Origin of the sequence: Butyrivibrio sp. NATIVEDY162, from assembly GCF_045999815.1 — a bacterium.
GTDB lineage: Bacteria > Bacillota > Clostridia > Lachnospirales > Lachnospiraceae > Butyrivibrio.
In genome coordinates this window covers 1,314,773-1,336,799 of record NZ_CP172573.1, presented here as the reverse complement: position 1 = coordinate 1,336,799, position 22,027 = coordinate 1,314,773, and the positions used below count along the sequence as shown (strand labels likewise).

Below are 22,027 nucleotides of genomic sequence, written 5' to 3'. Positions count from 1 at the left end.
ATTACTTGACAATGGAGATGTTAACGGATAAAATATTTTGGTGTATGTGGCATTGACTGTCCGTGTCCGGTTTCATAGCCATATAACTAGGATGACAAATTCAATCTTTTAGTAATATTTATGGAGGAAGTTATGGCTAATATTAAGTCTGCTAAGAAGAGAATTCTTACAAATCAGAAGAAAGCTGCAAGAAATCAGGCTATCAAGTCTGCAGTAAAGACAGAGATTAAGAAGGTTAGAACAGCAATCGAGGCTGGTAACAAGGATGAGGCTGCTAAGGCACTTCTTGCTGCTACTTCAGCAATCGATAAGGCTGAGTCAAAGGGTGTATTCAAGAAGAACACAGCTTCTAGAAAAGTTTCACGTCTTGCTCAGGCTGTTAACAAGATTCAGTAATATATATATAAAGAATTTTAGCGCCTTGCAATCTTCTCACCGATTGCAAGGCGTTTTTTTATTTGATAGGAAAATCCTATCAAATAAAAAACGCTCCGCTATGGATGCGACCGATGCGCAGAAGTATTATGCAAGCTAAAGCTTGCGCGCATCGGCGCGAGAATGTCGCAAGCGACATTCTTTTTGCCTCATTGCTTGAATGAGTTGTAGTGTGGTATCATAGTTCAGGACTTTACGCACTAAGTTCAGTAAGTAAGAATGGAATAGAGATTAATATGTCAGAATTTGATCAGAGTAAAATTAGAAATTTTTGCATAGTAGCTCATATCGATCACGGCAAATCAACACTTGCAGATCGTATGATAGAGACCACTGGTGTCCTCACCAGCAGAGAGATGCAGAATCAGGTTCTCGATAATATGGATATCGAGAGAGAGCGAGGAATCACCATCAAGTCTCAGGCTGTGCGTATGATATATAAGGCCAAGGATGGCGAGGAGTATGTTTTCAATATGATCGATACTCCGGGCCATGTGGACTTTGGATATGAGGTTTCAAGAAGCCTTGCAGCATGTGACGGCGCAATCCTTGTAGTTGATGCGACTCAGGGTGTTGAGGCGCAGACACTTGCCAATGTCTATCTGGCATTGGATCACGACCTTGATGTGTTCCCTGTGATAAATAAGATAGATCTGCCAAGTGCCAGACCTGATGAGGTTAAGGAAGAGATTGAAGACGTAATCGGGATTGAGGCACATGATGCGCCGCTTGTTTCAGCCAAGCTGGGAACAGGAATAGAAGAGGTGCTTGAGTCAGTTGTAAATAAGATTCCGGCGCCTACAGGAGATCCCAATAAGCCGCTGCAGGCCCTTATTTTTGATTCTGTATATGACTCTTATCGCGGAGTTATAGTATTCGTGCGTGTAAGAGATGGCGTCCTGAAAAAAGGCATGACTGCAAAGTGTATGGCTTCAGGAGCATCATGGGAAGTCGTTGAGGTTGGTTATTTCGGACCGGGACAATTCATTCCCTGTGACGAGCTTTCAGCAGGAAGCGTTGGATATTTCACTGCTTCCATTAAGAACATTCAGGATGCCAGAGTCGGCGACACTGTGACAAGCGCAGATAAGCCCTGTGAAGAGGCTCTGCCCGGATATAAGAAGGTAATGCCCATGGTTTATTGCGGCCTTTACCCTGCAGACACTGCAAAGTATCCTGAACTTCGTGATGCACTTGAAAAATTGCAGCTTAATGATGCTTCTCTTTTCTATGAGCCTGAGACATCACAGGCCCTTGGTTTCGGATTCCGTGCGGGATTCCTCGGACTTTTGCATCTTGAGGTTATCCAGGAGAGACTTGAAAGAGAGTACAATCTAGACCTGGTAACCACTGCGCCCGGTGTAGTATATAAAGTGCACAAGACAGACGGCACTATGTTTGAGCTGACAAATCCCTCTAATCTGCCTGATCCTGCTGAGATCGAGTATATGGAGGAACCTATTGTAAACGGTGAGATCATGGTCACAACAGACTATGTAGGCTCCATTATGCAGCTTTGCCAGGAGAGACGCGGTAAGTATATCAGTACGGAATATATTGAGGCTACCAGAGCAGTTCTTAAATATGAACTTCCTCTAAATGAGATCATATATGATTTCTTTGATGCGCTTAAATCCAGATCAAGAGGATATGCTTCATTTGATTATGAGATAAAAGGCTATGAGCAGTCAGAGCTTGTTAAGCTTGATATTTTGATAAACCGAGAGCAGGTTGATGCTCTTTCATTTATAGTTCACAAGGATGGCGCTTACGAGAGAGGCCGCAAGATGTGCGAGAAGCTCAAGGGTGAGATACCAAGACACCTGTTTGAGATTCCGATTCAGGCGGCTATCGGCGGAAAAGTCATAGCTCGTGAGACAGTCAAGGCTATGCGTAAGGACGTCCTTGCAAAGTGCTACGGTGGTGATATCAGCCGTAAGAGAAAGCTTTTGGAAAAGCAGAAGGAAGGCAAAAAGAAGATGCGCCAGATTGGTAATGTTGAGATTCCTCAGCAGGCTTTCCTCAGTGTACTTAAGCTTGACGAGGGTAATTGATAGAGCTTTAGATCATGATGTTTTTTATATCATAGGAAAGCGACATTCTTTTTTATAAACGCATGTGTGGCGATTTATCGTAAAGACATTAGGAATTGCCTAATATCATTTGGGATGGGGATTAGATGAAAACACTTGGCATTTACATTCACATACCTTTTTGCATACAGAAGTGCTTGTACTGCGACTTCCTCTCATTTCCTGAGGGGAGGGAGCAGCAGGCACTTTATTTTGATGCTTTGAAAAGAGAAATAGAAATTGGTAAAAATGAGTGCAGTGATTACGAAGTGGTTTCGGTATTCTTTGGAGGAGGAACGCCTACCTCTGTGGATTCAAGGTATATTGCAGAGATCATGAATATATTAAAAGAGCAGTATAACCTGAAAAAAGATGCAGAGATAACAATAGAATGTAATCCGGGAACTGCAGATTTTTATGCATTTGGAAAATACCGCGAGGCTGGAATAAACAGGATAAGTATAGGACTTCAGTCAGCAAATGATGATGAGCTAAAAAGACTCGGACGAATCCATAACTTAAAGCAGTTTGAGGAGTGCTATGGAAATGCCAGATTAGCGGGTTTTGAAAATGTGAATATCGACCTTATGAGTGCACTTCCGGGGCAGAGCTTATCTGATTGGGAGAGGAATCTTAACTTTGTGTGCGGACTGAATCCGCATCCGGAGCATATATCAGCATACAGCCTGATAATTGAGGAAGGTACGCCATTTTATAAAATATACGGAGAGGATGCTATAAGCGAAAAATATTCTGAGGTTTCAGATAAAGACGCAAAGAGCGGGAAATATCCGGCTTTTTCAGACAAGGATGCAAAGAACAAGAAATATCTGCCCCTTCCGGATGAGGATACGGAAAGGGAGATGTACCATCGCACCAAAATGATCCTTGCAGAAAATGGATACCACAGGTATGAGATATCAAATTATGCTCTGGATACCGAAGATAATAACTATGAATGCCTTCACAATAAGAGATACTGGCAGGGCGGAGATTATATCGGCTTTGGTCTTGGTGCTGCTTCATACATGAAAGGAGCAAGATACCATAACACGGCAGATTTTAAGAAGTATCTGGATAATTTCTCAGACAGCTCAAATGGCGATGTTACATTCCTGGAAGCTATACATGAGGATACAGAAATTCTGGATACAGATGCTATGATGGAGGAATTCATGTTCCTTGGGCTTCGCATGGTAAATGGCGTGTCCGAAAGAAATTTCAGAGATAGATTTGGCAGAGAGTTAAAAGATATATATAATGATATAATCAATGAATTGATTAACGATGAACTCATGGTAAACGAAGGCGACAATTACCGTCTGACGGAAAAAGGACTTGATGTAAGCAATTATTGCATGGCGAAATTTTTGCTTTGATTTACGGACAAAAGGAGAAGTATTAGTATGAAAAAAAGACATGTCGGTATATTTTTATCAGTGGCAGTGGCAGCAACTATGCTTCAGACTCTGACAGGATGCGCGGATGTCGAAAGCGATACGGATATGATTTTGGGAATGGATAATACAGAATCCGGCGACGTGGAGATAATAGAGAATGAGGATACTCCTCTGGAGGATGTGGTGCCGGAGGTTGAAGAACAGGCATCTGAAGCGCAGGAGAATGCGGACCTGACATCAGATACACAGGAGGAAAACGAACAGACATCAGAAGCTGAAAAAAATTCAGCAGATACTACTGAGGATGTTCATGTAGAAGATGAAGACAGAGAGACTGTTGATCTATATATAGGAAAAGTGGCTTCTGCTGCAAATGCAGATCCTAAGGATGTAAGATACCATCTTGTGGGCGATTTTGATGAGGATGGTAAAACAGAAGGCTTTTTCTATGTAGGCAAGGAAGCAGATCTTGACTTTGGAGCTTGCGATGGCACCATCTGGTTTGTTAATGAAAATGGATGTAAAAAGTTGCATGATGACTTTGAATTTGGCTTAAAAGGGGATAACATTTTTAGTGTTCTAAATTGCACGAATAAGAAGTTTGTAGCTTTTGATGATGTATATGTTACCAGCCGTGTGACAAATCTCTATTATGTTGATGGAGATGAATGCCTTGAGTCAAAGGTTTCCCGAATGGGACATGCTGAAATTGATAAAAATACAGGAGACCTTATAGTTACTTTTGACGGCTATGATAACTATTGCGATTATGAGGCTGATTCTGAGGAGCCTATGTGGACGGGCCACACATGGAAGCCATACTGCTATTATTATGATGAAAACAGCTGCGATTTCAATTTATATGGAGCTAAGCAGATAACGGCTGAAGAACTGAAAGAGATATGCGGCATAGATGCTGTAGCAGAGCTTGAGAGCAATGGCTATGAGGTTACAGAAATCATCAAATGTGATAATGGGATGGTTTATGTAAACTACAAGCAAACTACTGAAAACGCAGACGGCTCAAAATCCATCTGCTACAACAATTCTGTCTATGACAGCCGAATTGGTGATTTTGTTGATGTATGGGGAGATGGACAAAAGGGACTTCTTGAATCAAATTATGGAGGAACATTTACCTTCCCCGGGATAAATGAATAACTTTAATAGTCATATGATCTGTATACTGCAAAAGGAGCTTTCAATTGCGAAGGCTCCTTTTGCAGTATTTATCTTAAAATCTTTGTCTGCATAATATCCGGATCCTGAGCGTATTGTATGGCTTTTTCTCTGGATATTTTGCCTGCTCTGCACAGATCGATGATTGCTTCATCCATAGTAACCATGCCGAGCTTTCTATTGGTCTGCATGATGGTGATAAGCTGATGGGTTTTGCCTTCGCGGATCATGTTGCGCACAGCGGAATTAACATGCATTACTTCAAATGCCGCTACGCGGGCATCTCCGTCTGCTGTAGGAATAAGCTGCTGGGAGATAACTGCTTCCAGAACATTTGCGAGCTGTATCCTGATTTGCTGCTGCTGATGTGGTGGAAAAACATCTATTATTCTGTCAACAGTACTTGCTGCACCGATTGTGTGAAGCGTCGACAATACAAGATGACCTGTCTCAGCGGCCGTGATAGCAGTACTTATGGTCTCAAGATCTCGCATCTCACCTACGAGAATGACATCAGGATCCTCACGAAGAGCGGCTCTTAGTGCATGTGCGTAATTATCGCTGTCAAGCCCCACTTCGCGCTGGTTAACTATAGATTTATTGTGCTGATACAGAAACTCGATAGGATCTTCAAGAGTTATAATATGCGCTTCTCTGTTATTGTTTATCATATCGATTATAGAGGCGAGGGTAGTGGATTTGCCTGAACCCGTGGGACCTGTGACGAGAACAAGTCCGCGCTGTCTCTGATATAGATTGATCACAGATGAAGGGATGCCAAGAGTCTCGGCGTCCGGGATCTCGGTTTCAACCAGACGAATAGCCATGGCAATGGAACCTCTTTGTTTGAAAACATTCAGCCTGAAACGTCCAAGCCCCTTGATGGAGAAGGACATATCGTGCTGGCCGTTTGCTTCAAGCAGTTCCTTTTGCTTTACATTCATGATGGTATCAGCAATTTCACTGGTGTCATCAGGCATCATCCTGTTATAACCCTCCAGTGCTACGAGTTTACCGTTTATGCGCATTTTGGGAGGTATACCTACTGTGATATGTACATCAGATGCCCCCTGTTCTTTTGCGATTTTGAGGATATCATCAATTCTGGCCATTAAAATTCTCCCCCGATTTTATTAGTATTTTATATACATTTATCTTGTCGATAAACAGACCAAAAATCAACGAACATATAATGAAATAATGCTAAAATTTAGATAAAAAAATTCTCCTTGCAAAAAAATCATAATCGGATATAATAATCCTTGCGTTTAAAACGCTTATTTTTCGACGGAGATTCTCCGTATTTTTCCTTTTTTATTAAAAGCAGATGTCCTTTGCTGTGTATTTTTTGCGCAACGAAAGGGGATATTTATATGTTTATTACAGTTGTTTCGGGTGCGGTTAAAGGAATCATGCCATACCTGATGCAGGTTGAAGTCGATACTTCTGACGGGCTTCCCATGTTTAATATGGTCGGCTTTGTCAGCGGCGAAGTCAGGGAAGCTGCAGAGAGGGTGAGGGTAGCTCTGAAAAATGCAGGCTATGCGCTTCCTCCGATGCGTATAACGGTGAACCTGTCACCTGCAGATATCAGGAAGGCCGGAATAGCAGTGGACCTTCCCGTGGCGGTGGGAATTCTTACTGCAGTGGGAGAGATAAAACCCGAAAGCCTGAAAAATACCCTTGTGATAGGCGAGCTTGGTCTTGACGGAGAAGTGAAGGCTGTAAGCGGCGTGCTACCAATGGTTTCACATGCTTATAAATGCGGATTTGATACCTGTATTTTGCCTGTGGACAATGCGGCAGAGGGGGCGGTTGTTCAGGGAATGAAGATTATTGGTGTGGAAAATCTGGCTGAGGCTGTGGCGTATTTGAAGACAGACAGGGATGAGAGGGATTTTCTCATTGCCCCTACGGTGGTTGATGTTGATAAGCTTTTCAGGGATGCAAATCCTGTAGAAGAATATCTGAAGGGCATTGATTTCGCAGAGATAAACGGTCAGTCAGCTGTGAAAAGAGCGGTGGAAATAGCTGCAGCAGGTTATCATCATATCCTTATCATCGGACCACCCGGCTCTGGAAAGAGCATGGTTGCAAAGAGAATTCCATCCATAATGCCGCCTCTTTCACGGGAGGAGGCTCTGGAGGTATCTTCAATTTATAGTGTGGCTGGGATGCTGAAAAAAGGGGAGACGCTGATAACAAGAAGGCCTTTTATGAGCCCGCATCATTCAATAACCGAGGCAGCCCTGGCCGGAGGTGGAACAATCCCGCATCCGGGGGTGATATCACTTTCTCACAGAGGTGTGATGTTCTTGGATGAGATGGCTGAGTTTAAGAGAAATACCTTGAACCTGTTAAGACAGCCTTTGGAGGACAGAGTGGTTCATATAGCAAGAAGTGGAGGCAGTTTTTCATTTCCTGCAGATCTGCTTCTGGTAGGCGCTATGAATCCCTGTCCCTGTGGTTACTATCCTGATCTGAATAAGTGCAAATGCTCAGAGGGAGAGATATCCAAATATCTTGGAAGGATATCAGGACCTATCCTTGACAGAATCGATATATGTGTTGAAGCTGCCAAAATAGATGTGAGCGAATTGAGCCATGGCACCGGATGCAATGAATCCAGCTCAGAGATAAGGAAGCGTGTCATTAAGGCTGTGAGGATTCAGCAGATGAGATTTAAGAATGATGTAATACGGTTTAATTCAGAGATGAGTCCGGCTCAGATACAAAGGTATTGCAGGCTTGGGATGCAGGAGCAAAGGTTGATGGAGAGAATATTTACAACGATGGACCTGTCTGCCCGTGCATACCATAAAGTGCTTCGCATAGCAAGGACAATAGCTGATCTGGACGGCTCTGAGACCATACAGTCAGCGCATCTGTCTGAGGCTGCCTGCTATCGAATGATGGATTCCAAATATTTTGGCACGTCAACCCGTTTTAGAAGTCAGCACATTGAACAGGGGCATATAGGAATGGCAGATAATAAGATTGTCCTGACGAATGATTATAAGATTGATCAGGAGTCAGGGAAGAGAGGCGCATGATGGAAAAGGAAAACATGTACGCCTATATGCTTCACAATATCCCGGGCTGGGGCAACAAGACTCTGAATAAGGTGCTTGAGGAATTCATAAAATGCAGCGATATAGTCGGTGCTACAGAGAACGACTTTAAAAATCTCATAACGGTGAAACAATACAAGTCATTTGATAAAGTTAGGAAAACCTGGGATCCTGAGGCGGAATATGAATATCTTTACAGACGCGGAATAGACTTTTATCCGATTTTTTCTAAGGGGTATCCATCAAAACTTAAGACTATACCGGATCCGCCATTTGGGCTTTATTGCATAGGCAGGCTTCCTGATGAAAACAGGCCTTCAGTTTCCATTATCGGAGCGAGGAACAGCTCTGAATACGGGAAATATGCAGCAAAGCTTTTTGGGGAAAAATTGGCGCTCTCAGATGTGCAGATAATAAGCGGAATGGCCAGAGGGATAGATGGTATATCCCAACAGGCTGCAATATACGCCGGTGGAGATACATATGGAGTTCTGGGAAGCGGAGTCGATGTGTGCTATCCCGAGGAAAACAGAGGACTATATGAAAGTCTTATGACAAGGGGTGGGATTATCTCGGAATATCTTCCGGGGACGCAGCCTAAACCGCAATTTTTTCCACCGCGCAACAGAATAATAAGTGGATTATCCGATGCTGTGCTGGTTATAGAAGCGCGTGAAAAGAGTGGAACTCTTATCACGGTTGACATGGCTCTTGAACAGGGGCGAGAGGTGTTTGCCGTTCCGGGAAGAATCTGTGATTCTCTTAGCTATGGATGTAATTCATTGATACGGCAAGGGGCAGCTATAGCGTCAGGACCTGAGGATATTGCCCACTATTTAAGGCGCAATATTTGTCCAGGGAGAATGCCGGAAAATAAAGATGAAGAGAAGGGAGGTGGAATTATAATAGCTACCGGAACAATCATGGAAAAACTAAGCAATAAGCAACAAAGAATATATGAGGAGTTGGACTTTTATCCTCAGACTTCTACTGCAATTTATGAAAAGATTATAGGTAAGGGCATTGAGATGACTGTATCTGAGGCGATGAATTCGCTGGTGGAGTTATGCATCATTGGTGCAGCGGCACAAAACGGTACAGGTTTCTATAAAATAATGTGATTTGAGATGCATCAGATTGGTAAAAATACGTTGAAATAAAAATGAAAATACAATATTCGGAAACGTTACCAATACTGTTATATACGGATGAACAAACGGTTGCGCATACCATTTTGGAAAACGTTTGCTACCGGAAATGAATTTGTGAAATGTGCTAAAGGAAAACGTTTTACATTTGTGAAAACTTCACGATTGACGATAAAAAGAATGGGAATTAAAATTGGTTTTAGAACAACCGATTGCGCAATTATTTAGATTGCGTGAGCAACAAAACCTTTTTTGCAAAGGTAAAAACGGAGGAAATAATATGAAAAAGAAATTGGTTTCAGTTTTGATGGCTACCGCTATGTCAACATCACTTCTTGCAGGCTGTGGCAACAACGCTGCTCAGCAGGCAGCAGATACTGCTGAGAGTACTGTAGAAGAAACTGCAGATGCAGCTGAGGAAGTAGCAGAGGAAGCTACTGAAGCTGCAGAGGAGACTGTTGAGGAAGCTGCAGATGCAGTTGAGGAAGCAGTTGCTGATGACACAGATTACGGCACAGGCGACATCAAGGTATGGGTTGCTGATAACGTAGTAGACTTTACTAACCAGCAGATCGAAGCATTCAAGGGTGCTCACCCTGAGTTTTCAGGTTATAATTTCACAGTTGAGCCTGTAGGTGAAGGCGATGCAGCCGGCAACATGATCACAGACGTTGAGTCAGGTGCTGACGTTTATGCATTTGCACAGGATCAGATCGCAAGACTTGTTGCAGCAGGTGCTCTTGAAGAGGTTGAGGAAGAGAACGCAAAGGCAGTCAAAGCTGACAATGATGCAGGTGCTGTTGCAGCAGCTACAGTTGGTGGAACTCTTTACGCATATCCTATTACATCTGACAATGGATATTTCCTTTACTATGATAAGAGCGTTGTAAGTGATCCTTCAACTCTTGAAGGCATCGTTGCTGATTGCGAAGCAGCAGGCAAGAACTTCTACTTCGAGATCAACTCAGGTTGGTATCAGACAGCGTTCTTCTTCGGAGCAGGTGCTGAACTCACATATGATACAGATGATCAGGGTAACTTCACAAAGTGCAATTCCACATACGCAAGTGATGCAGGTGTTGTAGCACTTAAGAAGATTGCAGAGCTCGCTTCTTCTAAGTCATTCCAGAACGGCTCAGCAATTGGTGAAGCAACAAATGTTGGTGCTATCGTTGATGGTACATGGGATGCAGAGGCAGCTAAGGAACTGTTTGGTGACAACTATGCATGTGCTAAGCTTCCTACATTTGCTGGTTCTGACGGAAAGACATATCAGCTCAGCGGTTTTGGCGGATTCAAGCTTCTTGGTGTTAAGCCTCAGGAAGATGACAACAAGCTTGCAGTTTGTGACGCTCTTGCAGCATACCTTTCAAGCGAAGAAGTTCAGCTTGCAAGATACGAAGCAGTTGCTTGGGGACCTTCAAACTTAAAGGCTCAGCAGTCTGATGCAGTTAAGGCAGATGAAGCTCTTTCAGCTCTTGCAGAACAGCTTCAGTACACAATTCCTCAGGGTCAGTATCCCGGAGATTACTGGTCACTTGCTACATCTCTTGGTGATTCAATAATTTCAGGTGAGCTTACAGCTGAGTCTTCAGATGATGACTTCATGAAAGCTCTTACAGACTTCCAGACAACCTGTGAAGGATATGCTAACTAAAACAGAGTGCATAAAGAAGACTGAATAATATTTGATTTGAATTTCAGGCTCGGATTCATAATTGTTTCCGAGCCTGTTTTAAACTAAGGGAGAAGGAGGCCCATGTTATGGCAGGGGGCGTAAATAGGAAGAAAAAGAAACCATTGTCCGCGCAACTTAAAGACATAGGAAATGGCATTAAAGAAATCGGACTGACTTTTGTTGAGGGCGATATAAAGACCAAACTTTCATACATTATCATCGGACTTGGACCAATACTCAGAGGACAGTTTTTGATTGGGGCAGCTCTGCTATTATGCGAAGTGCTGTTCTTTTGGTTTATGTTCGGTTTTGGATGGAAATATCTGTCCAAGATTACAACCCTGGGAACAGTTGCTACCCATAAGGTAAAACGTAAGACAGTATATGGGGACAACAGTTTCCTTATCCTGCTGTTTGGCATCTTATGTATTTTTGCAATCATTGCATTTATCACGATATGGTATATCAATGTCAGAGTAAATCGCAAAGAAGAGCTGACTATAAAGGCCGGAAAGAAACTCCCTACAAATGGTGAAGCTTTCCAATCTTTGTTTGACAAGAATTTTGACAAGACATTACTTGCACTGCCGGTAACAGGTATATTTGTTTTTACCGTGCTGCCTATTGTTTTCATGATATTGGTGGCCTTTACCAATTATGATAAAAACCATCAGTCACCGACTAATCTGTTCACATGGGTAGGACTTGAAAACTTCAAACAGCTTGTTTCATTTTCCGGAGCAGGACTTGGACCTACATTTGCCCAGGTTTTGGCGTGGACACTTGTGTGGGCATTACTTGCAACATTCATCGATTATTTCCTGGGACTTGCAGTAGCAATTCTTATAAATAAAAAAGGTATCAAATTTAAGAGACTCTGGAGAACAATTTTGGTTCTCACCATAGCAGTGCCGCAGTTTGTATCTCTTCTCTATATAATGAAGATGTTCGCAAACGACGGACTTATCAACGGATATCTCATTAAGTGGGGAATCATCAAAACATATATACCGTTTTGGACAGATCCTATTCTTGCGAAGATTACAATTATCGTTGTAAACATATGGATCGGTATTCCTTACATGATGCTTATTGCAACAGGTCTTCTCATGAATATTCCTGAGGACTTATATGAAAGTGCAAGGATAGACGGAGCAAACAGCTGGCAGATGTTCAGAAGCATTACACTTCCGTACATGTTGTTTGTAACAGGTCCATTCCTTCTTACACAGTTTACCGGAAACCTCAACAACTTCAATGTTATCTATCTGCTTACGCAGGGCAGACCTCAGTCAATGAGTCTGGCTGAGAGAGCAGGAAGCACAGACCTTCTTGTTACATGGCTCTATAAGATGACAGTTAACGATACGAACTATAAGATGGCAGCAGTTATTGGAATCATGGTATTTATTGTTACCGCATTCTTCTCAATTGTGGTTTACAATATGCTTCCGTCAGTAAAGGATGAGGAGGGCTTCCAGTGATGAAATCTTATAAGAAAAAAAGAGCTGCGGGCAATATTTTAGGATACATTGTTCTGATACTTATCAGCTTTATATGGCTTTTCCCTTTTGTTGGACTGGTGCTGCAGAGCTTCAGATCTTATTCGTCAGAGTATGGCGGAATGGTGGATTATCTTGTGCCTAAGCAGTTTTCATTAGATAACTACAGATTCCTGTTTTCAGGCGAGACAAACTATGTAAGATGGTATGCAAATACCCTTGTGATTGCTATTTTTGTTACAATTTTCCAGACTATTATCATTCTTTGTGTCAGCTATGCGCTTTCAAGAATGAGATTTAAGGGAAGGAACTTCCTCATGCGTTTTTGGCTTATCCTTGGAATGTTCCCCGGATTCCTTACAATGATCTGCCTGTACTTCCTGCTGAAGCAGTTTGGATTGACTCAGGCAGGAGCAGTACCCGGACTTATTCTGGTATCAGTTGCAAGCTCAGGTATGGGCTACTACGTATGTAAAGGCTACTTTGACACGATTCCCAAGGCACTTGATGAGGCTGCAAGAATCGATGGTGCTACAAGAGCAAGGATCTTTTTCACCATGATAATTCCTATGTCGAAGCCTATAATTATTTACACCGCTTTGGTTGCATTTATGGCTCCATGGTGCGATTATGTATTTGCTTCTTACGTTGCTTTCGGACATGATACCAGCTATAACGTTGCCGTAGCCATGACAAGATGGGTATGGACCAACGACTATCAGGGATATTTCACCAGATTCTGTGCAGGCGGCGTACTTATCGCAATACCTGTAACATTATTGTTTATGTTCTTGCAGAAATACTATGTTGAAGGTGTTACCGGCGGAGCTGTAAAAGGCTGAGCAGAGCACTTAGCGAGGTATTTATGGAATCCAAAATCACTATCGAGGATGTGGCAGATGCCCTTGGTGTTTCCAAGACTACCGTATCCCGTGCAATTTCCGGTAAGGGAAGAATTAGTGAAAGTACAAGAAGACGCGTCCTTGAATACATTGAACTGAATAATTATAAGCCTAATGTAGTTGCAAAGGGTCTTGCGCAACGCAGAACCTTCAACATTGCCGTTGTTTGGCCGGGGGATTATTCACTTGTTGATCTTCCGTTTTTTCAGAGATGTCTTGTAGGAATGAGTGAGGTCACAAGCGGATACGGATACGATATTATAATATCGGTGGTGGTCGGTGATGAGATCTCAAATCTAAAGAGAATTATCGACAATCACAAGGTAGATGGCGTGATTCTCACAAGGACACTGATAGAGGATAAGCCTGCTGAGTATCTGAAACAGACAGGAATTCCTTTTGTGGCTATCGGAACTTCGAAGGATGAGAGTATCATAACTGTCGATAATGAGCACTTTGACGCATGCAGGGAACTTACATCTATTTTGATAGGAAAAGGGCATACTAAGCTGGCTCTTATCGGCGGATCAATGAAGAATATGATCACTAGAACCAGGTATGAGGGTTTTGCTAAGGCGTATGAGCAGGCAGGATTAAAACTGGATGAATCGCTGGTTTTCCTGGATCAGAGCAATGAACAGAAGCTCACTGAAATAGTGAAGCACCTTGCAGAGAAGAAGATAGATGGTGTAGTATGTATGGACGATCAGCTCGCAGGATATGTTATGAGAATTTGCAGGGCATCAGGAATACATATACCTGAGGACCTTCGCCTTGCATCCTTCTACAACAGCAGCATGTTGGAGAATGCAATTGTTCCGGTGACTTCACTTAACTTTGACGACAGGAATCTTGGTGCGGTGGCGACAAGAATGCTTATGCGGCTGATAGATGGCGAGCTCATTGAAAAACAAAAATTGAAAAACTACGAAGTAATTATGAAGGAGAGCACCAAATAGGTGCTCTCTTTTAGGGAGAAATATTTATGTTATCAAGTACAAATAAAATATCCTATACAACGATGTCGTTGACTGTGGATGGAAAGCCCTTTTACCCGGTAATGGGAGAAATGCATTTTTCAAGATACAGGAGCAGATATTGGGAGGAAGAGCTCAGCAAGATGAAGAGCGGCGGAGTGGACATAGTATCCCTCTATACCATCTGGATTCACCATGAGGAGATCCGCGGTGAATTTGATTTTGGCGGTGATAAGAATCTTAGAAAATTCCTTCAGACTGTAAAAAGAGTTGGACTAAACTGCATTCTAAGAATAGGGCCCTGGGCACATGGAGAGGTAAGAAACGGCGGATTTCCGGACTGGCTTCTTCAGGATGCTAAGGAAAAGGGATATGAACTTAGAAGCAATGCACCTGAGTATCTTGAACATGCAAGAAATTTCTATGAGCATATATATGAGCAGGCTAAGGGCCTGTTCTTAAAGGACGGTGGCCCGGTTATCGGCGTGCAGATAGAGAATGAATACGGACACTGCGGCGGCTTTGGAGGAAAAGAGGGTGAGGAACACATGAGAACCCTTCTAAGCATGGCCAAAGAGATAGGATTTGATGTTCCGATTTATACTGCAACAGGCTGGGGCGGTGCTGTCACAGGTGGAATGCTTCCTGTTATGGGCGGCTACTGCGAGGCTCCCTGGGACCCCAGAACAACTGAGATAGAACCAAGCGGAAACTACATTTTCACTAAGGAAAGAAATGATCATAATATCGGTTCTGACCATGGCCTTGGAGTCGGAATTACTTTTGATATGGACAAATTTCCTTATCTTACGGCTGAGCTGGGCGGTGGTCTGCAGGTGACTCACCACAGAAGATGTATAGCAACAGGTAAAGATACTGAAGCAATGAGCATGGTCAAGCTTGGTAGCGGCGCTAACCTTCTTGGATACTACATGTATCACGGTGGAACTAATCCTGAGGGGAAACTTACAACACTTCAGGAGAGCACAGAGACTGGCTATCCCAACGACCTCCCTGTTTTGTCATATGACTTTAACGCACCTCTTAAAGAATATGGCCAGATGACTGACACTTACAGGAAAATCAGAAGGTTATCCATGTTCACGAAGGATTTTGGCTCTGAGCTCTGTGAGATGCCATACATTGAGCAGCCCCAGAATCCCGATAAGCCGGATAATCTGACTGACTTAAGGACAGCTGTGAGAGCTGTGAAAAAGGAAGTTAATGGCAAAGATCTGACGAGCGGTTTCCTTTTCGTAAATAATTATCAGAGACGATATGATATGGCAGACCATGAGGATGTAGTTCTGAAGGCCTATGACGCTGATGGAAATGAGATCACAGAGTTTGAAGAGAGGGATATCAAAAACGGCGACAGCTTTTTCTATCCCTTCAATATGCCTATTGGAGAAGATGCGATTTTAGTCAGAGCCAATATGATACCGCTTTGTAAGCTTCGCGATGAAAAGAAAAGAGAAATAGCCTACGTTTTTTATACAGATGACAGAGACTCCGCAGCAGCTGAGATAGAGGGTGATCTTGGTTACATAAAAATCTTAATTCTTAGCAGCTATGAGGCAGAACATGCCGTTAAGATAGTGGATGAGAGGGGAGCTGAGCACCTGGTAATCAGTGAATATGATGTTGTGGACAGAGTGATAGGCACAAACAGAAGACGCGCCGGAGTTCTTGAAAACGGCAATCCAAACGGCTACGAGATTTATGCTGAGATTCCTTCTGATGGGGAAGAGCACACGGTTTCCTTCAGAGTGTGGCCGGATCTCGATGAGACACCCACCGGCTTTATCCATGATGATGCCGAGAATGTCAGCGATACTTATATGGTTGACAGCATGGATTTTGCAGATTACAGATATGTGGACACTTTCACAAATAAAATAAGCTTCGGGATCATGCCTTTAGAAACTGCAGGAGAAACAGGCAACAATGAAAATGCTGATAAGGCGTTTTATTCCCTTAAGGTAGACAACATAGATGAAGAAGTGGACGAAGTTTATCTTCATGTGAAGTATGCAGGAGATAAGGCAGAGCTCTATGCTGCAGAAGATGTGGATATTTTCCGAAAAGGTGAGATGATTGCTGATAGTTTCTATACAGGTCAGGACTGGGAGATTGGATTAAAAAGATTCATAGGAACTGAGGGAGAAACAAAGCTTGATGAATCCTTTGAGGGGAAAATAGAGGTGTATCCTCTGCTTGAAGATCAGAAAATATATTTACAGAATTGGCCCGGGCTAAGTGAAAAGGCTGACGGCAAAGCAGCTGCATGCAGAGTTGAAGGTGTCAGCAGTGTGGCACAGTATAGGGTCAGAATTTACTAAGTCTAAAAAAATAAAGAGAGCTCTCCACTCAGCGATGTTCGCTACAGTCGAGCTCTCTTTACTTTTTATCATGAAAATCAGTATCCTTTTCCAAGAACAGCACATTTCCAAAGGGACGATCCGGAGCTGAGCTGTATAAGAAAAAGGACTTTAATCATATAATTGGATATATCAAATAAACCCGTCTCTCACATCAAGATATATTTCAAACAGATCATATTTTTCCAGGAACGAATAGCAGCTTAGCAGCTCGTCTCGAAGCAGTGCTCTGGAGTTTTCCAGGTACAAGGCTTCATCTTTGATAAATTGAAAGGTCTCGGTTGTGTGCATCGCCATGACTATGGCATAATTGATACCGCCACGCCTTACTAAAAAATCCTTTATGGAATTGTAATTCATATGGGATACCTGCCTTTCTCAAAAACTGAAAAGGGCAATTTCCGCCGAATGCAGAGAAGGTACAATAGCGTATTTATTATAAGTATTTTTTGTAGTTTTATTATAACAATTAGGATTATGGATATATCTATATGATGATTAGGTGAAGATAAGAGTGTATAATGATTGTGTTGAAACGTATCGCAAAATATATTAGAGAGATTGTATTATGGCAAAAAGTACCAGATTTAAAATATATTCATATTTGGCAGTTTCAGTTTTTCTTTGCCTCTTGTTATCAACCAGATCATCATTTCTTTTTCCTTTGAATAACTGGGATGATGCCAATAGCTATTTCTCAATGGGAAAGGCTTTTTTTAATGGGAAAATGCCCTACAGAGATGTCTTTGACCAGAAGGGAATGTACTTGTATTTTTTTTATGGACTTTCATATCTTGTGTCCCATACCACCTTTGCAGGGGTATTTCTGCTTGAACTGATCCTGGGTACATTGGATGCTATAGGCTTTTTTAGTATTATCAGGCTCTATCTTCCGGAAGAGAAAAATACATCCGCAGCTATTTTTTCAGTATTTACATTTGCTGCGGTCGTAAGCTCCAGGAGCTTTTGGTGGGGAGGCTCCGCAGAGGAAATCAGCCTGCCCTTTTATGTATGGGGACTGTATCTGATACTTTCCTATTTTGTAAATACTTATGAAAAGAGCACAATGTCCTTTAAAACGGTGCTGCTTGGCGGGATTCTTGCAGGATTTATAGCAAATATCAAATTTACGGGACTTGGATTTTTCTTTGCCTGGATGATGCTGGTGTTCTTTTCCTATCTGGCACATGGAGAGCTTTTCCAGGGAATAAAAGCATGCTTTGTTTTCCTGTTTGGAATGCTTCTGCCCTTTATTCCGTGGCTTGTCTATTTCGGAATAAGAGGCGGGCTCTACGAGTGGTATTGGGGCTACGTCTATGTAAATGTTTTCGTATATACCAAGGTTGAAAGTGCAGATCCGGGAATAGCGGGAAGACTTATTTATATGTGTAAAACTCTGTACTGGCTAGTAAGAGATGATTGGCAGTACTTTGTTCTTGCAGCTGCAGGAATCATATATGGCTTTTGCAGGAGAAAGCAAAAGATCCTTTCAAGGCTGGTATTACCTGTACTATTCGCATTTATGTTTATTGGCTTTTTCGGAGGAGGAAGAGATCTCCCGTACTACTCGCTTCCTCTATCTGTTTTTGCGGTAATGGGATTTGCATTCTTGGGCAGGATCTCAATCAGATTGTTTCCTGACAGAAGTAACTACAGAACAAGGGGAGCTGTCAGACTTCTCTGGCTTATTATATGCACCATGGGCTCCGCCATTTTTATTGACGCATTTTCCATGAACACTCCATTTAGAAAAGTGAGCCGCGATGAGTACTTCATGTATAGATTTCGTGATGAGGTGCTTGAGACCGACAACCCGACTCTTCTGAATGTCGGCTGCCTGGATGCAGGACTATACACGTTATGCGATATAGTTCCAAGCTGCAGATGGTTTCAGACTCAGACACTTAACATTGATGAGCTGCAGAACAACCCATATCTGGAGCAGGAGAGATATGTCCGTGAGGGACTTGTGGACTATGTCCTGGTAAGAGACCATATCCCTGCATCAATTGATGATCACTATGAATGTATAGATAAAGAAATCTATGGCTGGGATGGCATGGAATTTAATTATTACCTGTACAGGAAGACAAAGTGATATTATTACGTTACTGTTCAGACAGCTCTGCGCACTTGCTGCGCTGAGCGTGAGAATGTTCTACGTCTTGAATATAGGATTTGCCCCTTTGCCGAAGGCAACTGGAATGGGCAAATCCAGTTGCTGTGAGCACCGTAAGGTGTGAACAGTAACATTATTACTGTAATTTAGTCTTTTTTTATACTAATTTAATATCAATGAAAATCGATATTTCTTATAATAATAGTGAAAGGGGGCCTGTGCTCCCTTTTCGTTTTATGCAGAACATTTACAAATGGTTAATGGATTAACGATACGAGCACAAGGATGTGGTGATCATGAAAGTATTAGAAGCTATAGCATATGGAATATTGGGTCTTCTTGCGGCCGGGGTTGTTGCAATACTAGCGTGTGTTGTTAACCCCGATATTGGCGTGGGCATAAATGACTTGCTAAAACCGGCTGACGAAGAGGAGGTAAAGGTTGATACTTCCAAAAAATACTATGTAGAGGTTCCTGACTGGGACTATATATATGGCAAAAAGACAGAAAAGGTGGATGTTGCTGAGACGGAAAATGCTTCATCGGGAATAGGCGACATGATAACCGGCGCTGTAAACGGACTCTCTGATGCCATAAATCAGTTGGAAGCAACAGATGTTCAGAATATGGCAGAGAAGGATGTTACCGTTGAAGATGTGGCTAATGCAGCTGATGCAGTAGTCAATGCCATCACAGGAAAAGGCGGAAAGGGCATATCTGTCAGCGTTGAAACTGAGTCAAACAAGCTTACGGACAGTTCCGAAGATGTTAAGACAGATGAGGAAGATGCTTCGGCCTATGCTCCCGGGATTCCTGCCGGAAAGAGCGGATATGCTTCCTTTGAACCTGATATAGTTGAGCTTACAGATGAAGGACTTGCAAGACAGGCTATAAACAGCACAGACTACGGCCAGCTTGGAAATGAATATGACTTTAGTACGGAGTTTTATCCTTACTATCATATGCTCAATGATACAGGGAAAAAGCTTTACAGGCAGATATATGCCAATACACTTAACTTAAATACGACCTTCAGGCCCATAGAACAGGTGAATATGAAAACCATGCAGATGATCCTCATGAGTGTTGTGTTTGATCATCCTGAGCTGTTCTGGCTTGATACCACTTTTTATCAGGAATTTGATTACCAGGGTGCTGCAATAAAGCTGCGTCTTAGTTATTATGATAGAATTAACAATATACCTGCGGCCAATCAGGAGTTCCAGTCCGCAGTCGATCAGATAGTAGCAGGAGCTTCGGGACTTGCGGATAATTATGAAAAAGAGCTTTATGTACATGATCTGCTGGCAGATAAGCTTACTTATAAGCATAACCCGCTTGATCAGAGTGCTTACAGCGCAATAGTCGGAAATAACACTGTTTGTGCCGGATATGCAAAGGCTTTCCAGTACATTATGCAAAGACTTGGAGTTCCAACATACCTCTGCGCAGGATCGGCAGGTGAGCTTCACGCCTGGAATATAATAAAGCTCGGTGATAATTACTACAATGTTGACTGCACCTGGGATGACCAGGATCCTACAGTATATGATTATTTCAATCTCTCTGACAGGGACAACTATATGCACACGAGGATGTTTAATTCCGTATATCTTCCCGCATGCGAAGAGGGCATGTTTATAGCTGCCGCTGAGTGAGGCTGTCAGAAGTGGATGTTAAAACGATGGAGGAAGAACAGACATGGCGCTATACGCACTTGGGGATCTTCACCTTGCCTATCAGTCCGACAAGACAATGGACATATTTGGCAAGGTTTGGAGAGGGCATGAGCGAAAAACTGAAAAGAACTGCAACAGAGTAATGACGGATGAGGATACACTTGTTTTGGTTGGGGACCACAGCTGGGGGAAAAGTCTTGAACTGTGTGAACTGGATCTTCGCTTTATTGAAAATCTTCCCGGAAGAAAAATACTGATAAGAGGTAACCACGATAATTTCTGGAGTGCCAAGAAAACCCAGAAATTAAACGATTTATATAAGGGAAGGCTGCTCTTTTTGCAAAACAATTTTTATCCCTATGAGGACTATGCCATAGTTGGTACCAAGGGGTACTGCTATGAGGGCTTAGATACAAGAGAGCATTCGGACATGCTGATTGAGCGCGAGGCCAAAAGGTTAAAGGTATCCTTTGAATCAGCCAGAGCAGAGGGCTTTGAGAAATTTATTATGTTTCTCCATTACCCGCCGACCGAGATAGGGGAGAGGCAAAGCAGATTTACGCTGATGGCACAGGCGTATGGTGTCGAACAGGTTGTATATGCTCATTGCCATGGGAAAGAGAGATTTCACGACAGTTTGCTGGGAAAAGTGGATGGAATAAAGTATAGCCTTGTTTCAGGTGATTATGTTGATTTTATGCCTCAGAGGATTTTGTGATACTGTTTCACAAACTCTTCATTTTTATGGAAAAACAATAAACTAACAGAGATTATGGTGTAAAATAGATAATAAAAAAACGAAATGGAAGATATATAATGACAAGTAACAGAGACGACCTTGTATGGGAAGAAGTAAAAACTAAGCATTTAATTCAGAACGAGTGGATAGATTTCAGGGAGTCGACTTTCAGATTTCCGGACGGAACAGAATTTGAACCTTATTACAGCTACAGCAGAAGAGATTATGTGGTAATAGTTCCTTTTGACACAGAGGGGAACCTTATCTGTGTAAGGCAGTTCAGGCATGGTATACGACAGGTTACAACAGAGTTTCCTGCAGGCGGAATAGAGAGAACTGACGGAAAAGAATACAGATATAATGCTGAAAAAGAAAATGGCAATGAAAACGTCGATTCGAAGGACGCAGAGGCGGCACTTGACGCAGCAAAACGTGAATTGACTGAGGAGACAGGCTATACCTCAGAGGAGTGGACACATCTTATAACAATCCCTTCAAATGCTACTATAGCCGATAATTATGCTTATGTTTTCATGGCTAAAAACTGTAGGAAGGTAGCTGAGCAGGACCTTGACGATACTGAATTTTTAAATGTTGAGATAAACAGCCCTGAGGTGATAGATGAACTGATAGGAAATGGTGAGTTTCAGCAGAGCGTGCATGTTATGGCATGGCTTCTGGCAAAATCAAAGTCATAAGTGAAAAGTTTTGTAAAGGAGTTTTTTGATGAAGCACGGAGGAAAAG

Annotated in this window: 17 protein-coding genes; 15 read left to right on the top strand and 2 right to left on the bottom strand. The window is 42.5% G+C overall.

Going from position 1 to position 22,027, the window contains the following annotated elements:
* The first annotated feature begins 132 nt into the window (after positions 1–132).
* From rpsT to ACHCNF_RS05425, 4 genes are all read left to right on the top strand, one after another.
* Positions 133–396 (top strand): 30S ribosomal protein S20, encoded by a 264-nt coding sequence (gene rpsT / locus ACHCNF_RS05440; protein WP_026492600.1) that lies wholly within the window; start codon positions 133–135, stop codon positions 394–396.
* Between the two features lie 275 nt (positions 397–671).
* Positions 672–2,489 carry a translation elongation factor 4 gene (gene lepA, locus ACHCNF_RS05435; protein ID WP_408071773.1) on the top strand — a complete coding sequence of 606 codons (1,818 nt, stop codon included), beginning with the start codon at positions 672–674 and terminating at the stop codon, positions 2,487–2,489.
* A 125-nt stretch (positions 2,490–2,614) separates the two neighbouring features.
* Positions 2,615–3,886 carry a coproporphyrinogen-III oxidase family protein gene (locus tag ACHCNF_RS05430; protein WP_408071772.1) on the top strand — a complete coding sequence of 424 codons (1,272 nt, stop codon included), beginning with the start codon at positions 2,615–2,617 and terminating at the stop codon, positions 3,884–3,886.
* A gap of 27 nt (positions 3,887–3,913) precedes the next feature.
* Positions 3,914–5,068 (top strand): hypothetical protein, encoded by a 1,155-nt coding sequence (locus tag ACHCNF_RS05425; protein ID WP_408071771.1) that lies wholly within the window; start codon positions 3,914–3,916, stop codon positions 5,066–5,068.
* A gap of 68 nt (positions 5,069–5,136) precedes the next feature.
* Here the strand turns inward: ACHCNF_RS05425 and ACHCNF_RS05420 are convergent, their stop codons facing one another.
* On the bottom strand, positions 5,137–6,198 hold the full coding sequence (locus tag ACHCNF_RS05420) for a type IV pilus twitching motility protein PilT (RefSeq protein ID WP_408071770.1): 1,062 nt from the start codon (positions 6,196–6,198) through the stop codon (positions 5,137–5,139).
* 261 nt (positions 6,199–6,459) lie between these two features.
* Here ACHCNF_RS05420 and ACHCNF_RS05415 point away from each other — a divergent pair, with 261 nt between their 5' ends.
* From ACHCNF_RS05415 to ACHCNF_RS05385, 7 genes are all read left to right on the top strand, one after another.
* Complete coding sequence (locus ACHCNF_RS05415; RefSeq protein WP_408071769.1) at positions 6,460–8,139, top strand: YifB family Mg chelatase-like AAA ATPase; 1,680 nt, start codon at positions 6,460–6,462, stop codon at positions 8,137–8,139.
* Complete coding sequence (dprA, locus tag ACHCNF_RS05410) at positions 8,136–9,278, top strand: DNA-processing protein DprA (protein WP_408071768.1); 1,143 nt, start codon at positions 8,136–8,138, stop codon at positions 9,276–9,278. Before ACHCNF_RS05415 ends, dprA begins: the two co-directional genes overlap by 4 nt.
* A gap of 307 nt (positions 9,279–9,585) precedes the next feature.
* On the top strand, positions 9,586–10,962 hold the full coding sequence (locus ACHCNF_RS05405; RefSeq protein ID WP_408071767.1) for an extracellular solute-binding protein: 1,377 nt from the start codon (positions 9,586–9,588) through the stop codon (positions 10,960–10,962).
* A 107-nt stretch (positions 10,963–11,069) separates the two neighbouring features.
* Positions 11,070–12,467 (top strand): carbohydrate ABC transporter permease, encoded by a 1,398-nt coding sequence (locus ACHCNF_RS05400; RefSeq protein ID WP_408071766.1) that lies wholly within the window; start codon positions 11,070–11,072, stop codon positions 12,465–12,467.
* Entirely contained in the window at positions 12,467–13,327 is an 861-nt protein-coding gene (locus tag ACHCNF_RS05395; protein ID WP_408071765.1) for a sugar ABC transporter permease, read from the top strand. Before ACHCNF_RS05400 ends, ACHCNF_RS05395 begins: the two co-directional genes overlap by 1 nt.
* 23 nt (positions 13,328–13,350) lie before the next feature.
* Positions 13,351–14,346, top strand: a complete 996-nt coding sequence (locus tag ACHCNF_RS05390) for a LacI family DNA-binding transcriptional regulator (protein ID WP_408071764.1) — start codon at positions 13,351–13,353, stop codon at positions 14,344–14,346.
* 26 nt (positions 14,347–14,372) lie between these two features.
* Positions 14,373–16,706 carry a beta-galactosidase gene (locus ACHCNF_RS05385; RefSeq protein ID WP_408071763.1) on the top strand — a complete coding sequence of 778 codons (2,334 nt, stop codon included), beginning with the start codon at positions 14,373–14,375 and terminating at the stop codon, positions 16,704–16,706.
* 171 nt (positions 16,707–16,877) lie between these two features.
* Here the strand turns inward: ACHCNF_RS05385 and ACHCNF_RS05380 are convergent, their stop codons facing one another.
* Positions 16,878–17,105 carry a hypothetical protein gene (locus ACHCNF_RS05380; protein WP_408071762.1) on the bottom strand — a complete coding sequence of 76 codons (228 nt, stop codon included), beginning with the start codon at positions 17,103–17,105 and terminating at the stop codon, positions 16,878–16,880.
* Between the two features lie 208 nt (positions 17,106–17,313).
* Here ACHCNF_RS05380 and ACHCNF_RS05375 point away from each other — a divergent pair, with 208 nt between their 5' ends.
* The 4 genes from ACHCNF_RS05375 to ACHCNF_RS05360 all read left to right on the top strand — a co-directional run bounded on the left by ACHCNF_RS05375 (position 17,314) and on the right by ACHCNF_RS05360 (position 21,980).
* Positions 17,314–18,843: a hypothetical protein gene (locus ACHCNF_RS05375; RefSeq protein ID WP_408071761.1), complete on the top strand. Its 1,530-nt coding sequence runs from the start codon at positions 17,314–17,316 to the stop codon at positions 18,841–18,843.
* Positions 18,844–19,160: 317 nt separating this feature from the next.
* Entirely contained in the window at positions 19,161–20,522 is a 1,362-nt protein-coding gene (locus tag ACHCNF_RS05370) for a transglutaminase domain-containing protein (protein WP_408071760.1), read from the top strand.
* Between the two features lie 43 nt (positions 20,523–20,565).
* Entirely contained in the window at positions 20,566–21,261 is a 696-nt protein-coding gene (locus ACHCNF_RS05365; protein WP_408071759.1) for a metallophosphoesterase, read from the top strand.
* Between the two features lie 98 nt (positions 21,262–21,359).
* A complete protein-coding gene (locus tag ACHCNF_RS05360; RefSeq protein ID WP_408071758.1) occupies positions 21,360–21,980 on the top strand; it encodes an NUDIX hydrolase in 621 nt (206 codons plus the stop codon).
* The last annotated feature ends 47 nt before the right edge of the window (positions 21,981–22,027 follow it).